The 16,739-nt window shown below is 37.4% G+C and carries 14 protein-coding genes and 1 pseudogene; 1 reads left to right on the top strand and 14 read right to left on the bottom strand.

What is annotated here, in order from left to right:
• Positions 1-141 precede the first annotated feature (141 nt).
• From EL101_RS01170 to nrdD, 4 genes are all read right to left on the bottom strand, one after another.
• On the bottom strand, positions 142-1,341 hold the full coding sequence (locus tag EL101_RS01170) for an IS110 family RNA-guided transposase (RefSeq protein ID WP_338419000.1): 1,200 nt from the start codon (positions 1,339-1,341) through the stop codon (positions 142-144).
• Between the two features lie 267 nt (positions 1,342-1,608).
• Positions 1,609-3,207, bottom strand: a complete 1,599-nt coding sequence (adcA, locus tag EL101_RS01165; protein WP_096598393.1) for a zinc ABC transporter substrate-binding lipoprotein AdcA — start codon at positions 3,205-3,207, stop codon at positions 1,609-1,611.
• Between the two features lie 194 nt (positions 3,208-3,401).
• Entirely contained in the window at positions 3,402-3,941 is a 540-nt protein-coding gene (gene nrdG, locus EL101_RS01160) for an anaerobic ribonucleoside-triphosphate reductase activating protein (RefSeq protein WP_096598391.1), read from the bottom strand.
• On the bottom strand, positions 3,938-5,755 hold the full coding sequence (gene nrdD / locus EL101_RS01155) for an anaerobic ribonucleoside-triphosphate reductase (RefSeq protein WP_394371192.1): 1,818 nt from the start codon (positions 5,753-5,755) through the stop codon (positions 3,938-3,940). Before nrdD ends, nrdG begins: the two co-directional genes overlap by 4 nt.
• 825 nt (positions 5,756-6,580) lie before the next feature.
• Here nrdD and EL101_RS01150 point away from each other — a divergent pair.
• On the top strand, positions 6,581-6,715 hold the full coding sequence (locus tag EL101_RS01150; protein WP_414715323.1) for a type I toxin-antitoxin system Fst family toxin: 135 nt from the start codon (positions 6,581-6,583) through the stop codon (positions 6,713-6,715).
• Positions 6,716-6,847: 132 nt separating this feature from the next.
• On the opposite strand, the gene EL101_RS01145 is transcribed toward EL101_RS01150, so the two are convergent.
• From EL101_RS01145 to EL101_RS01100, 10 genes and pseudogenes are all read right to left on the bottom strand, one after another.
• Positions 6,848-8,209 (bottom strand): PTS ascorbate transporter subunit IIC, encoded by a 1,362-nt coding sequence (locus EL101_RS01145; protein ID WP_096598387.1) that lies wholly within the window; start codon positions 8,207-8,209, stop codon positions 6,848-6,850.
• 18 nt (positions 8,210-8,227) lie between these two features.
• Positions 8,228-8,512: a PTS sugar transporter subunit IIB gene (locus tag EL101_RS01140; protein WP_019167036.1), complete on the bottom strand. Its 285-nt coding sequence runs from the start codon at positions 8,510-8,512 to the stop codon at positions 8,228-8,230.
• The gene (locus tag EL101_RS01135) at positions 8,509-8,958 is read right to left on the bottom strand and encodes a PTS sugar transporter subunit IIA (protein WP_096598385.1); all 450 of its coding nucleotides are present in this window, start codon (positions 8,956-8,958) and stop codon (positions 8,509-8,511) included. Before EL101_RS01135 ends, EL101_RS01140 begins: the two co-directional genes overlap by 4 nt.
• A gap of 12 nt (positions 8,959-8,970) precedes the next feature.
• Complete coding sequence (locus EL101_RS01130) at positions 8,971-10,905, bottom strand: BglG family transcription antiterminator (protein WP_096598383.1); 1,935 nt, start codon at positions 10,903-10,905, stop codon at positions 8,971-8,973.
• A 520-nt stretch (positions 10,906-11,425) separates the two neighbouring features.
• Entirely contained in the window at positions 11,426-12,460 is a 1,035-nt protein-coding gene (locus EL101_RS01125) for a sensor histidine kinase (protein ID WP_096598381.1), read from the bottom strand.
• The gene (locus EL101_RS01120; protein ID WP_096598379.1) at positions 12,461-13,147 is read right to left on the bottom strand and encodes a response regulator transcription factor; all 687 of its coding nucleotides are present in this window, start codon (positions 13,145-13,147) and stop codon (positions 12,461-12,463) included. It lies immediately after the preceding gene.
• Positions 13,125-13,583 carry a DoxX family membrane protein gene (locus EL101_RS01115; protein ID WP_019167024.1) on the bottom strand — a complete coding sequence of 153 codons (459 nt, stop codon included), beginning with the start codon at positions 13,581-13,583 and terminating at the stop codon, positions 13,125-13,127. Before EL101_RS01115 ends, EL101_RS01120 begins: the two co-directional genes overlap by 23 nt.
• A 39-nt stretch (positions 13,584-13,622) precedes the next feature.
• Complete coding sequence (locus tag EL101_RS01110; protein ID WP_096598377.1) at positions 13,623-14,078, bottom strand: DM13 domain-containing protein; 456 nt, start codon at positions 14,076-14,078, stop codon at positions 13,623-13,625.
• Between the two features lie 243 nt (positions 14,079-14,321).
• Positions 14,322-14,630, bottom strand: coding sequence for a TetR-like C-terminal domain-containing protein (locus EL101_RS01105; RefSeq protein WP_240622754.1), 309 nt, complete (start codon positions 14,628-14,630; stop codon positions 14,322-14,324).
• Between the two features lie 85 nt (positions 14,631-14,715).
• Positions 14,716-15,285, bottom strand: a pseudogene (locus EL101_RS01100) (MMPL family transporter); the annotation flags it as partial.
• Between the last annotated feature and the right edge of the window lie 1,454 nt (positions 15,286-16,739).

Below are 16,739 nucleotides of genomic sequence, written 5' to 3'. Positions count from 1 at the left end.
ATCAAAAATTTTTATGTCCCATCCCCCTTTTCCTACGATTTGTCAAGGGCGTGTTAATTAAAAATGACATTACTGAACTAGACCGTCCAATTTTTACTTTTTTGAATAAGGTGTTATGATGTATATGATTATATGGTTTCGTTAGTGGGGTGCTTTCTGATAATCATATAATTTATCATTGACTATCAAGTAGTGAATGGTCTTTAATAAGCGATTGATACTCGCTATTACGGCAGTCTTGTGGGGTTTCCCATGAGGCTGCTCTCTTAATTTGTAATAATAATCCACAATATGGCTTTGATAATGATTTCTTCCCCTAATAATGTTCATAATGATCAAATACAATAAACGTCTCGCTTTTTTATTTCCTCTTTTGTTGATTGTATCTCTACTTTTTGAAGTTCCTGATTGATAACGTTTAATATCAATACCTACAAATGCATTCAGTTGTTTATTTGTTTTAAAATTTCTAATATCACCAAGCTCCCCAATAAGCAATGCAGCTGTGAGTTCTCCGATGCCAGGAATTGAAATAATGTTTTCAAACTCAGTCGTTTTTTTTGCTAGATCAATCATTTCCTGATCAAATACTTTCTTTTCTTCTATCGCAATAAGCAGTTTGTCACATAGGTATTGGACTTTTTTTATTAGAAAAGAAGACTTGTCCACATTCGGAAAACTATTATTCTTGATCTCAATTAATTTTTGGGCATACTTGTGAGCTTTATTAACTGAAATGCCTTTATCAGTTGAATGAAGCACTTTTTCGACTAATTCATCATCAGACAACATGCTTACATAATCAGGATGAGGAAATGTTTTAGCTATATTTAATGCGATTTTTGAATATCTGTTAGTAAATAACTTTTCTAACCCTGGAAATGTTTGATGTAGTGTTTCGACTAACTCAACTTTGAGACGATTTTGGTTCGTCTCCATTTCTAAGTGAAAGCGTGCACGTTCTCTCAGTTCAAAGTATATCTCTTCAGACTGACGTTGTACCTTTGAATCTTTCATTCTAAAGGCAAGAAGTGCAAGTTTATGTGCGTCTGATTTATCTGTTTTCCATGACCTTAATGAACTCATTTTGAACTTGGCTTCTAGGGGATTCATTTCTAAGTAATCTATTTTGTGAACTGCACAGAAGCGTTTCATGCCCCTTGAATAAATACCTGTTGATTCAAAGAGGATAAATAGGGAATCAAGATGCTTGATATAATTTTCAAGATGACGATAGCCATTTTGATTATTTTGAATGACCAATTCTTTAACCAAAACTTCATCCTTATAATGTGCGACCACACTTTCTGACTTACTTACATCAATGCCTAAACAGTTGATAAAAATCATACCTTTCTTTATTGAATTGAGAAGATTTTAACTTTACTTAGCCTTTTTCATTTCATTTTCCTATACACGGTTTCTAGAACCCAACATACTTCAATCGAATTTCAAAAGGAGAGTAAAGCTGATCAGTTTATTTTACGGATTCAAAGATCCACGGAGCTGCTCGATCTACTTCTCTCTACAACTATAAAAAATAGCTGTGAAGAAATCTATCGTCATAAATTTCTTCACAGCTAATCTTAGTATGTTTAATTCGAAATATTAATGTTCTAACATTTCATCCTTCACTTGTTCTTTTGTAAGATTCGCTGGATAATACGTTGGCCAGTTCTCTAACTCTTTCAATACTTTATCACGGTCATTGCCAGTAAAGATGTGGAAATGTCCTGTTTTCGTAGGTGCAATATTATGGTCGCTAAATTGTACATATTTTGGTAATCCATCTTTAGCGTCACCTTCAAGTTTGAATGTGTAACGCACGCCACGATTACCACCAGAATATTTCAAAATATCTTTACCGTCATAACTGTACATACCTGTCACAGACTTACCATTTTTCGTAAATGTAATTTGGTTATCTGTAATTTTAATTTTTTCTACGTCAGTTTTGTAACCTTTATCGTAGTATGCTTTATATTCTTTCGCAGATTTGTCACCTTTATCTTCTGCTTTATGTTCAAATACTTCATCAAGCGTGCCATCTTTCAATAATGGGTAAACTGATTGCCATTCACCTGCATAATCTGATAAATCACGATCTTTCACTTGGTCGTCTTTGAAGTAGCCGTCTTGGATTGCTTTACTATGTTTGTTCGCTGCTTTCTCATCTTCAACTTTAATTTTATCGTTGAGTGCTTTTTCGATGCTTTTTACATTTTCTTTCATCAATGATTGATATGTCGCATCTTTCGCTTGGTCATTAGATACAGCTTCCATATTGTTGAATTTCAATGGTTTCGCATTCGTTTCTTTACGAATAGTGTCTGTCACTTTGTTTGCGACATTTTCTTCATAAAGAATGTATTTCGCACCTGTATCATTAATTTCTTTCACAATTTCAGTAAGTTCTTTTTGTGATGGATCTTCAGCGTTTAAGCTTTGAACCCCTTTTTGTACGAAGCCATAACGGTCAGCTAAATAACCTAATGATTCATGAGAAATAAATACTGCATGACCTTGGTGATCTTTTGTCACATCTTTTAACTCTTTATCAATGCCATCTAAGTCTTTTAATACTTTGTCGGCATTTTTTTCATATTCTGCTTTATGTTTTGGATCACGTTTACTCAAGTCATCACGAATCGCTGTCACAAACTTTTTATCCATTTGTGGGTCTAACCATACGTGTGGGTCATAACCGCCATGATGGTGATGCTCATGTTCTTCGTGCGCTTCACCGTGCTCGTGTCCCTCTTCACCATGCTCATCATGATCGCCATGTTCTTCGTGTTCGCCGTGCTCTTCATGTTCACCATGTTCATGTTGATCTGTTAATAATGTGGCTTTATCTAAGCTGTTCTCTAATGATAATTTATGATCATCTTTTTTAATCGCGCTCGCTACTTTTTTCGCTACAGGGTCTAAATCGTCGCCAGTATAAATGAATAAATCAGATTTACTTGCATCGATAATATCTTTTTGTGTCGGTTCAAAACTGTGTAAGTCTGTTCCTTTAGGATAAATTGAATCGACAGTCACATGCTCGCCACCAATTTGCTTCACAAAAGATTGTAATGGGAACACAGTTGTTGTGACTTTAAGTTGATCTTTTGATGCTTTGTCGTCCCCATCTTGGCCACACGCCGCGAGAACAGTTCCTGATAACAGCACTGTCGCCAATACTTTCAAACCTTTTTTCATAATGTGGTCTCCTCCCAAACAAACAGTAATGATTTCGATTTAAAATTATACGCTAATCTCATAAGAAGTGCAATAACTATTTTCATGTAGAATTTCAGTAAAAAAGCCTACCTCAACAGATAGACTTTTACTTTCAAACATGATGTTAAATTTTTCTTCTCATTTTGTAAAAAAATGGCTCTGACATGTTCCTCTTATTCAATATAAATCGACTGACTCATTTGTGTCGTATTCAGCCATTGTTGAACATCGATGACACGTTGATTCAGTGAACCTTTGTAGGGTAAATTTGGACGATATAGTGATTGTACGAACATTCCATCGACAATGACATCGGCTTGTTTTATCACTTCTGTACGCGCATCATCGGCACACCATAAATATTCGAATAGAAAGCCGGTCCATATCCATAACGACTTTTTACGACCATAACGTGCACGAAATGCTTGAACGAGTGGCGCAACAATTTTTAAATTACTAAAGGGTTCTCCACCTAAAATACTCAATCCCGCAATGTATTCTGGTGCACATGCATCGAGTACTTCATCCATCACTGCATCGGTCATCGCCTCACCATAACGAAAATGCTGGGCGGCTTTGTTGTAGCAACCTTGACATTGAAATGGACAACCAGAGACATACACACTGCATCGGACGCCTTCCCCATCGACAAAACTTTGGTATTCGATTTTCGCGATATAACCTGCGCCAGTGATAACATCCAGTACACTCATGATTGACGCACCTTCAAATGTTTAACCCGTGCACACATTTCTTTATGGCGGCCTTCAATCGTCGGGCGTTGCACAGGATTACCAAGATAGCCACATGTCCGTTTCACCACATCGACCGTTTCTGGATTTTGGTTGCCACATTCCGGACAACGATATCCTGTCTCTGTCGTATCAAAATCACCTTCAAAACCACAATCATAACAACGATCAATCGGAATATTCGTACCTAAATAACTTACGCGGTCATACGCATAATCCCAAACCGTTTCGAGTGCCTTCACATTATGATCTAATTTAGGATACTCGCAGTAATGAATATAACCCCCCGACGCTAAATAAGGATAGTCTTTCTCAAAATCTAACTTTTCAAACGGTGTCACATCTTTACGTACATCATAATGGAATGAATTTTGATAATACCCTTTATCTGTAATATCTGGTATGTCACCAAATGCTTCACGGTCCAAGCGACAAAAACGGTCTGTCAATGACTCACTTGGCGTACTATAAATGCTAAACCACACGTCATATTGCGCTGTCCACTCAAGTTGATAATTTTTCATTTGCTTTAAAATCGTTAACGTAAAATCTTTCGCTTCAGGATTCGTCTCCCAATTCGGTCCAAAGAAGACGGTCGCTGCTTCATATAAACCGATATATCCCATTGAAATGGTTGCACGTTGTTGATTAAAAAATGTATCAACCGGGTCCTCTTCATTAATTCGGTATTTAAAAGCACCACGTTTGTATAAAATGGGCGCATTGTTCGGCACCGCTTCTTTCACACGTTCAATACGATAAAGAAGCGCATCATGTAACACTTGCATCCGTTCATCAAACAACTCCCAAAAACGCGTCATGTCTCCAGCTGACTCAATCGCAATACGCGGAATATTCAACGTGACCACACCTAAATTACAGCGACCATTATTTTCAAACTCACCTTGCGCATTTTGCCACGCAGGTAAAAACGAACGACATCCCATCGGTGCTTTAAAGTCTCCTAAAAGTTCGACCGTCTTGTCATAATTCAAAATATCCGGGTACATCCGCTTCATGGCACATTGTAACGCTAGCTGTTTAATGTCATAATTCGGGTCTTCGGGGGCGAAATTTGTCCCTTTTTTAATGGAAAACACGAGTTTTGGAAAAATTGCTGTAATGCGATCTTTACCGAGTCCTTTAATCCGTGTCTTTAAAATCGCCTTCTGTACTTTGCGACTCAGTTCGTCCACACCTAGTCCAAACCCTAGCGTAACGAAAGGTGTCTGTCCATTCGAAGTATAGAGCGTATTAATTTCATATTCTAAACTTTCTACTGCATCAGCAATGTCTTGTGTTACCCGTTTATCTACATACGCATCGATTTGATCATCTTTCACAAATTCACGGGCCACTTCACGATGTTTTTCCTCATTAAAATGTGCATAATGGCTCAACAATTCGTCAACACGGTCGATGGTACAACCGCCGTACTGACTACTCGACACATTCGCAATAATTTGAACAAGTTGCGCCGCGGCCGTTTGAATCGACTTTGGAGAAGTGACTTGTGCATTACCAATTTGAAAACCATTCGCCATCATCCCTTCCGCATCGATTAAGCAACAGTTTGTGAGCGGTTGGAATGGGTGATAATCTAAATCGTGAAAGTGAATTTCACCTTTTTGATGCGCCATTGCAACATGTGGAGGCAATAAATGTTGTAACGCATATGATTTTGAAACAACTCCGGCAGTCAAATCACGCATCGTAGAAAAAGTCTCACTATCTTTATTTGCATTTTCGTTTACAATCGTTGGATCTTTTGTCATTAAACCTGTCAATTGCTTTTCAAGTTGTGTCAAAATATCACTCTTTTCTATATATAGTGTCTATAAACAATCATAAACACTATATGTAGTGCTTTTCAAATGATATCTGAAGCATTAACTGATTTGTCATTTCTTTTTTAACATTATGTGAACAAAGTATTGTGAGAGAGAAGGTGCCAAAATGAACTTCATCGTACGATTGTTTTTAGTTAAATCACGTGTATCGTCGTTAGATTTGTTGGGGATGGATTTTAAATATGAGGAAAATCTCTATGTATTATCGCATTGTGAGAAACGAGTCAGATGAGAAATAAGCGATGATAAAAACCCCCTCACTTTGAATAAAAAAGTGAAGGGGTCATGTGTGAAATCTTTTTTCACTATATAGCCACTACTTTAAGTGGCTGTACTGTTGCTTTAATTGTCCATTGGCTATGAAATAAAAATAACGGTAAAAAAATAGGCGATTGTAGCCACACCATTAAAAACCCCTCTCACTCTAGGACAGTGAGGAAGTGAGGTGTAAACCTATTGTGAAATTTTACATCTTTATCATAACCTTTCTTCATAAAAATTACAACTCTATTGATAAAAACTAATTTTACTCACATATGTTTATAGGCGCTTATCACAAAATTTTTAAAAGTGACGTCAATGAACGTCGAACAATTGAAATATCACGCGATGTGAGATTGATTTTTAAAAAACAGAGAACCATTCATCAGCAGAAAAACAATAAACGACTATTTTTATATTATAACTTTGTTTTTGTATTTACAATGTTATATAATAGGGTGTCGCCTATCCTTTAGGTGTCATTTTGACATGGAAGGGAGGTGTAGGGAGATGTGCGAGTTTTTTGCGCATTACGCACTTACTGTTTTAAGTGGGTGCACCGTTGCTTTATTTGCCTATTGGCTACACAATAAAGACAACGGCAAAAAAAATAGGCGACTGTAGCCACACCAGTAAAAAACCCCCTCACTGATCCAGAGTGAGGGGGTTTGGTGTAGTACTAAATGTACGAGTTTTTATGACACTATTATAACGTCTCTTTAAGCAAAGTGCAAGTTTATTTTAAATGCAGCTGTATTAAGATTTTGTCGCTTCTGAAGCTGTACGACCGCGCTTTTGTAATACAATCGCAACGACAGCTGTAATGATAATACCGATGATCAGACCCACAATGCCTAAATATTTGACGATATTACCAAATACAATACCAACAACTAAAAAGTCAGTATCTGAGAAAGTCGTTGAAGCGAGTCCTAAATCTCCTAAGAATGGCAAGAAGAGTAAAGGTAAAAACGTAATCAGTAGACCATTTAAAGCTGAACCCGCAATAGCCCCTTTAATGCCACCACGTGCATTACCAAACACACCTGAAGTCGCACCTAAGAAGAAGTGTGGGACAACACCTGGTAAAATCACTACACCACCAATTAAAAACATGACAAACATACCAAGGACACCTGTTAAAAAGCTGACGAAAAATCCAATCAATACTGCATTTTGCGCATATGGGAATACAATCGGACAATCCAATGCTGGCTTCGAATGTGGGACCAACATTTCTGAAATCCCCTTAAATGCTGGTACAATTTCGGCCAAAATCAAGCGGACGCCCGTCAAAATGATAAACACACCTGCTGCAAACGTAACCCCTTGAATGAGCGAAAAGACGATAAAGTTTTGATCTTTACTAATTTCATCGTGTACATATCCGACGCCAGCAAATAAACTCGCAATAAGATACAGCAAAATCATCGTTAACGAAATGCTGATTGTACTTTCTCGTAAAAAGCTCAAACCTTTAGGAAAGTTAATCTCTTCCGTCGATTTAGAACGGCCTTTAAACAATTTTCCGACCTCACCGGCTGCCCAATAACTCACTGTCCCAAAATGGCCTAATGCGACTTGATCATTGCCTGTAATTTTACGCATCGTCTGTTGTGCCAATGCTGGAAATACAGCCATTATCAACCCTAAAATCAAAGCACCTAAGACAACCGTTAACACGCCTTTAATATGCCCTACCGTTAAAATAATGGCTAAAAACGCGGCCATGTAAAACGTATGATGTCCAGTTAAGAAAATAAACTTCAAATTCGATACGCGCGCAATTAAAATATTCACTAACATGCCAAACACCATAATAAGTGCTGCTGTTGTCCCATATTTTTCTAAAGCTATCGAGATAATCGCTTCATTGTTTGGCACGACACCTTGGACCCCGAATGCATGTTGGAAAATCTTGCCGAATGGTTCTAATGATTGCACGACTACACTAGCACCTGCACTTAACACGAGAAACCCTAGAATCGTTTTAATTGTTCCTGATGTCACCACTGACGCTGGCTTTTTCTGTACCACTAAGCCGATGAATGCAATTAAAGCAACAAGTATCGCAGGTTGGCTGAGTACATCAACTATTAAATCAAGTATCGTTTGCATAGACAACACTCCTTATTTTTAAATGACATCTAACGTCTCGAATTTATCTGTTAATTTTCTTTCTAACTCTGCTTTATCTAAAATATTGTCTAAAATGAGCACATCCCCAAGTCGTGCCGCATTTTCTTCTAAGTCACGTCCACAAATAAACAAATCTGCCATTTCTGGACTTGCACTCATAATGTCACTATGTTCCACATCGACCGCTTGTTTTAGCGTTAACTGTTTCAACACTTCTTGGACATTCATTTCGACCATAAAACTACTGCCTAAACCGTGACCACATACCACTAAAATTTTCATCTTTGCTCTACTCCTTTTATAATTGATAATATTTCTGCTTCATTTTGACTTTGAATTAAATGATTTACCGTTGCCACATCGCCTAAAATCCGTGCCAAGCTTTGTAAAATATCCAAATGTGAATGCGTGTCTACTGCACTAAATACAAAAACCAAACTAGCATAATGACTTTTTTTACCAAAATTAATATGCTGATTGAGCTTCAACAAACTGACCCCGACTTTGTTCACATTGCCATTAGGTCTCGCATGGGCAATCGCAATCTCAGGTGCAATAACGATATAAGGCCCATGTCGATACACACTATCAATCATCGCGTCTACATAACTTTGACTAAAATATGCTTGATCTACGAGGGGTTGAGATGCTTCTTTAATCGCTTCTTCCCACGATGCCACACATTCTCTCACATTAATCTTATCTTCTGTCAGCATTTCTAAGGACATATTCGGCCTCCTTTACAAACACGCTAATTTATTTTTCAATCCCGTCAAATCTCCATTTAAAAGTTGGACGCGCATCGTATCATCCATCAATATGTCACTCAGTTCTTTCAAAGCAGTTAAATGTTTCTGTGGTTCATCCGTCGCTAAGCCAATCATCACCTTTACCGGATCAAATCGCTCATGTCCAAAGTAAACACCTTGATCAAAATAAAACAAAGTCATGCCTACTCCGTTCAACGCATATTCTGTACTGCCGTGAAGTAACGCAACATGTGGACTGATGACCATATATGTACCAAACTCATCCAACTTATTGATAATTTCTTTTTTGTACTGTTCATGAATCATGCCGGCTTGCTCTAACGGTCGCATCACTTCAGCAATCGCCTCATTGCGAGACATCTTTTGGTGAATCGTCCCCAAAAATTCAGGTTTCATCACTTGTTTCAACTGCAAGCCTTGTCGTGATAAATGAAGTGCAAAGCGTTCCCGTTCTTTATTAATAATGTCATTGAGCTGTTCTCTATCTTTCTCATCCAAAAACGGCGTCACTTTAACACATTTAATGGCTTCCAATTCAATCGGTACTGTCGTAATGACGTAATCCACGTAACGCTTTTTCAACTGTGCTTCATCAATTTGATACAACGAATAAGCATCTAAAATATCAAACTCTGGGTAAATTTTTCGTAACTTCTCTTTTAACAATTGTGACGTTCCAATACCAGAGCCACACAATAATACAATTTTGATTTTTCTGCCTCTATGTTGTGTCAATCTTTCAATTGCTGAAGCGACATGAAGTGTTAAGTATGCAAGTTCATCATCTGTAAATTCAACCTTGTATAATTCTTCAAAAATCCAAATATTGTCGGTGATCACTTCAGTTATTTCCATATACTGTGCATAAATCTCTTGTTTAATAGGATTATGTTGAACGAAACGATACGTTAATCGATTGAGTGCAGGTGCCAAATGTAGATAAAGATTATTGAGTAATTTCGTATCTTTAATCAAGTCAATGCCTAAGCTCGCACTCATTCTTTCGACAAATTGATGAATGAGAATTTTAAGTTCTTCCGTGCCAACATGAGCATTTTCAATTTTTAACTTTTTAGCACTCAATAAATGAAGCGCAATGAACATCGTTTCTGATATTGGAAACGCAATGGCATCATGTTGTTCGACTTCGACTGCAATCGCTTGAGCAACCCGAAATGCATCCGTCTCTATCAATGCTGTGAGTGCTTCTTTCGGGGGTTCCATCGTAAAATGCTTTTTAATCCGCTGTATCGCAATGAGCAAATGAATCACCAAGCCATCAATCGCAATTTGAAAGAGTGGATAACCCTTTTCTTCTAACGTATGAATCACCATTTGTCGCATCCATTGCATATCTTCATCTTCAAAGAGCGTCTTCCGTACTAATTCGTTTGTCGACTTCACATAATCATGAATGACGAGACCGTAAGCTTTTCGATAGTTCCCTTCATCTCCATCAATGACAAACCCTTTATTTTTCACATAACGTAAAGTTAACGCCTGCGCTTGAAGCCAGTCTGTCACATCTTTCAAATCATCTACAATCGTCCGTCGCGACACATTGACCAAAGTAGATAACATCCGAGAATTCACAGGTGCCTTTGCTTCAAACAGATGTAATAAAATGTGTAAATGCCGCTCACTTTTCGTAAAATGCACATCTGGAAATGTCGCCTGATTCATCTGCCGAATCGCACTCAAATCTTTACAATCAATTTTAATGCCGTTACTTTTACTCCTTTGAATTTGTAAATGCAATGCTTCCTTCATAAACTCAATGTACTCAATATCATATTGAATCGTTCTTTCGGAGCGCTCAAATTCGTTTGCCAATTCAGCAATGGAAATGAAATCTTGAGCTTTGATGACTTTGTTTAAAATTTCAAATTGTCTGTTCGTTAGCAACGTTCAACCTCCTATGTCATTATTGTAATAGCTCCAGTCGTTTGATAGATGTGCAATTCACTTCAGTTCTCAATACGAAATTTTGCATATGTAGCTCGAAGGAAACGACAGAACCTACTACACGTGCACCTCCGTACTACACTGCAGTTGTATTTATTAAAACCTTAAACGATTCATAATCAAAGAGGTTTCAAAAACATAAAATCATGATTAATATGAAAATGGATAAGTTTGAACATACAGGAAATTGAAATAAAGGAAGAAATCATCAAGAAATAACACCTGTTTATAGACATCTTTAAAGTGGCGAAACCGTATGAGAGAGCTGTGCAATTGCAACAACATGGGGACGGTGGTGAGGTGGAAGATGGTAGGTTGTGAAAAGGGGAGGCTATATTTCTGAACGTTTAGCTTTCCACACACCAAAAAAGACGCTAGGACTATGCCTAACGCCTGTAATATCTATCTATAATTTATGAAAGGTTTGAGAAGTACTGAGTTTGAGAATTATTATCTATATTTAATATACTTTTGGAGGGAAGCGTAATGTGATTGTCGTACCTTGTCCATATGTGCTACTCACTTCAATGTGACCACCAATTTGATGGGCTAAAGTTTGGGCAATATATAAACCAAGGCCGGAACCACCTGTATCTTTATGTCGAGAACTTTCTACGCGAAAAGTTCGTTCAAATATATTCTTAATATCCGATTCCAAAATACCCATACCTTGATCGATGACGGAGATGGCGATTTCATCATGATCTTCAATGACCTTCACAGCTAAGGGCGAACCGTGATCTGAAAATTTAAGCGCGTTGTCGATGAAGTTCATGAGGATGCGTTCTATCGCGCGCTGGTCTTGAATGAAAGGTTTGATATTTTGTGCAATTTCTACATCAAGTTGTCTATTTTCATGGTGTAATTTCTGTGAATAAATTTCAAAAATTGGGATAAGCAATTGATCCATATGAATGAGCGTCTGTTCGCTTTCTTGATGATTCACTGTGATGACATCCGTCAGATCGTCAAACATTCTCGACAGCCGGTCTGACTGACTTATGAGAATATTGTATGCTTTTTGCATATCTCGTTCACTATGAATAATGCCGTCTCGCAATCCTTCTGTATAGGATTTAATGCTTGCTAAGGGTGTTTTTAAATCATGGGCAAGATTTTGGACTAAGTTCATCTTTTCCTCTTGCTCTTCTTTGATAAGGTTCATCTGCTCTTGAATTTTATCGACCATTTGATCAAAAGACTCACTCAATTGTTGTATTTCTTTAGGGGCATGGATTTTCGTCTTTTCTGTCTCAAATTGGCCTCGCGCTATTTTTTGCGTTTTTTCGTTTAATCTTTCTATCTTTTTAATCATGGGGACTGTGAAAAAGATACCGATAATCAGTGTCATCATACCGGAAAGAAACGAACAAATCGTCAACAAAATTGTGAGTGGCCCGTCAAACCACATCAATTTATATAGCGTGTAAAATAAAAATGTCGTTGTGATAATAGTAACGATAAACGAATAAATCAGTTGTTTACGTATCGTCATTTAAAATTGCCTCTGAAATTTATAGCCAAGCCCCCATACCGTTGCGATGATATAGTCGTCATAGCCATATTTTTCTAATTTTTCACGTATACGATGGACATGTACATTCAATGTATTCATGTCTTCGTAGTACTCGTAACCCCAAACTTGTTCTAACAAATCTGTTTTGGATAATGCGACAGATTCATTATTTGCAAAGTGCCATAACAATTCGAACTCTTTGATGCGAAAAGGAATGACTTCCCCTTCAAATTCTGCGGTTTTGTTTAAGTTATTTAATACGAGTCTGCCACAACGAATCGTTTCTTGTGTGGAAGGACTTGTGACGTTGACACGATTCAATAAGTTTTTGACACGTATCACTAACTCACGGGGACTGAAGGGTTTCTTGACGTAATCATCTGCCCCTAACATTAAACCGAATATGGTGTCTTGTTCGCTTGTTTTTGCTGTTAAATAAACATATGGGATATCGAGTCCTTTATTTTTCATCTCACGTACCACTTCGTAACCGTTGACTTCTGGCATCATAATGTCAATCACCATGACATCGATATTTGTGCCTAACATCTCGAGTGCCTCAGCGCCGTTTGATGCGGTCGTCACGTGGTAACCTTCGTATTCAAAATAGGTTTTACATATTTCTCTGATGTCTTGCTCGTCATCAACTATGAGTATGTGCGCCATGTTCATCATTCCTTATATTTTTACGTTTGATGAAATGATTTAAACTTAGTGCTGCCAATGTTTCTCTATTCATTAATAAAATAACGAAGAACAACAATTGCAGTGGGTATGTAAAAATCATATCAGCTAAAATATAATTTAACATAATGAACACGCCAAAGAAACTCGCAGTATAGGACATGACGCCTAAGATGAGTCCTAAACCAATCGCAATTTCGCCAATTTGGACCATCCATTTGAAAATTTCCAGATGATTTGCAACTGCAAACTCAAAAAATGTCTTATACCATTGTGGGGAGTCTTGGTTGTCGCGAATGACTGAAACGAGTCCATCAATCGCAAACCCACCTGTCAATTTTTCAAATCCTTGCATCAATATATAAAAACCTGATCCTAATCGAATAAGGAGAATTAAGACTTTATAAGCGATTGCCATATGTCACACTCCTTTCTTCATGATGTCTCGTCTTGTTGATTATTTAAGTTCTGCTGATCCAAAAATAACGTGCGCTTTGTCACAGTAAATTGTTACTGTATCATAGTCTGCTGCGTTAACGTCTTTAAGATCGAAAGTTTGTGTTGCTTCATCATATTTGACTTCATCTAATTGAACGCCTTTTTTGATGTCGTTACCTTTTGTTAAGTAAACGTGTAAGTCTGGACCTTTAGATGATTCGTAGTTTGTTAACATTAACTTACCATCTTTAATCTCAGCGTTACCTTTTACCATTTCGTTGTTTTCACCTTTGAATGTGCCTTTTTTCATCACTTTTGCATTGTCTGATGCTTTAGACTCATCCATTTTTTTGTCCTTCATAGATGTTTCAGCCTTGTTATCTTCTTTGGCTTTATCCATGTTGTCGTTGCCACAAGCACCAAGCAAGAATGTTGTCGCTAAAGCACCTGAAACTAATGCCATTTTCATTTTCATAACAAATTCCTTCTTTCCATTTGGGATTACATGTATCATGATAATGCCTCAAAGCCGTAATTGACATAAACTAGGTATTAATAATTATTAACTAAATATTAACATCATCTTATTAATCATTTTATATTTAAATAAATACTAAAGATGGTATCATTTTGGATTGAGTGATTAGACATTCACTTCTCTTCAATATAAAAAAGACTGGCGAGACGTCGTTATGCGTCCACCAGCCTCATAATATTTCTATTGATTTCCCCTGCTATCACCTTTGAAAATGACTTCTAATGTGGCTGCCATTTCTTCTACATCGATTTGATAATCATTTTCTAACCACCGCTTCAACACTTCAATCAGCCCACTACTATAAAAATCACTCATCAATATCGGATGTTCTGCTTCTCTAATTTGACGTATAATCGGATCATTATTTTCTTCATTCTGTTCTGCATCATCTCGCATCAGCCGGCTGACGAGTTTGACCAAATCTCCAAAAATATCAACGCGATTATCTGTCGTCATAATATTTTTGAACAACTTTTTGTTTTCTGCCATGAATGTCAACATGTTATAAAAGAATGGCCGTTGTGCTTCACTATGCGCGTAGTTGTCCACACTCTCAGAAATCTCGAGACTCACGTAATACAATAAATGCCACGACAATCCCAATCAGTTCAGACGCGCCACCGACTTCAGGATTTGCGGCCATGCGGTCTGTCGTTTCGATTTGGATGTTATGTTTTTCTTTTAAATCATCTATCTCTTTTTGAACCGTTTCTTTCGACTGTTCCTTTAAATCTGTTTGCGGTACAACGTAATTAATATCCGCAATAGCTGTATTTTTTTCATCATTGATTTGTTTCGTTTCATACGGACTCGACACATGTTGAATGTCATCGTCTTGATGTTCAATATGTGTCAATGCCTTTTCAATATCTGACTTGAGTCCCTTATCATTGATGCCATCATCTTTATTTGTATGAAAAACAATGCGCATCGATGCCTTCTCACTATCTTGATGGAAGGCTTCATTAATTTTATCATTCGTATCTAACGACTTCAGACCATTCATCGTTAAATCACTTTGAAATTTAGGGGCATTGATGATAAGTGGCGTCATAATGATGACAAGTGCCATCAACCAACCTAATATTCCTAACCATCGATGTTCGGCAATCCACTTACCAAACTTGTACAACCATTTTGACACAATGTTTCCTCCTTCAGACATTTTGATTCAGTATAATGAACACTTTACCTCGTAGGTCGTAACGTTCCAACCAACAAAGCAAAGTAAGCGTTGAAAAAAACAACATATTTTCGAAATTGTTGCTCATACATCAATATGCTTTACCCATTCATTTCTCACCTTAAAAAAACCTGATGTCTAAAGGCTCAAACACTTGTCTATACAGATATTTCAAGAATATTTTTAGGTTTGCCTAACTTTTTTATTTACAAAACCTATCCGATGTGCTATCTTAAAAGTGTTCAATTCGATAAACACATATCACATGTCATACTCTGTAATGGCTTGGCTTTTTTGTAGCGATTCATCTGGTCTCAAAGGCATAACTTGAGCCCTATGCGTACACTGTGATGACCGCATGAACGATACAACCAAGCATCTGATATCCGTGATTTATCATTGAACAATTCAATTAAGGCAATGTCGCATTAGCCCTGCACAACTTGTCTTGATTGATGGTGGAAACACGTCATGCGACTTGATATATGTTATTGTGCGCACAATGATATCAAAGCTTTACATGACAAAGTAACAATGCTGATACCTATCTCAACATTGTTCGCATTTCAATCAAATCCGTTACTTGAAGCCAAGGGTCAAGAATCATACACATATCAGTCATTCCTAAAAAGACTACAGTAAGCAAGCATTCATATTTCCCTTAGTAAGTAAAAGCCAAGTTGAACAATCTCAGCATAGTTGATGACAGATTGTTGCAACGGAAATGTTTATCCTCCATAACTAAAGTAAGATTGAACAGCAGGTATGAATCCTATTGAACAGTTGACGATACGCCTATGTTATCCCTCTAGTACATAGGCGAAACCGACATCAACTGTAACATGTTGACAAATGCCATGATATTTAATAGCCCTTGATATCGTGACATGCGTTAGGTTGTTACGTTATACCCCTAAAATTGCGTAACGCCTCCAAAAATTACAACTTGATTCTATAGTTAAGGTTGTTGGTATAGTGATACACTCCCTTTCATCTATAGCAACATACCGACATCTTGTATCATTTTTACAACTCTAGATAATTAAAAAAATCATCTTAAAATCTTAAAACCTTTAGCCCCCTGATGTGCTTCATCTCACATCAGGGGCATTTTTTATGGTGTGATGGGTTTGAGCATTGGGTGGGTTTGAGCATTTGAGGAGTTTAAGCATTTGAGGGGTTTGAGCATTGGGTGATACAGACGTTGTTTTAAACCGTTGGCTACGCCCACCATGGCTCCCTTTCCTAGGGGCTGGCCCTACAACTAAATTCGGCTTGATTGAAATGAACACTTGATTGATGCCGAATTGGATTTTCCGGGCCAGCTGATCCCTCAGGAGTGTCGCATGGTTGGTAGCTTGCATCGGGACATTCCTCTTTGTGGCAAATTTGCTCATTTCACCCTCTGTTACACT

The sequence above is a fragment of the Staphylococcus delphini genome (assembly GCF_900636325.1).
GTDB classification, from domain to species: Bacteria; Bacillota; Bacilli; order Staphylococcales; family Staphylococcaceae; genus Staphylococcus; species Staphylococcus delphini.
The sequence above is the reverse complement of the archived record's forward strand: the minus strand, read 5'-3'. Positions and strand labels throughout refer to the sequence as shown.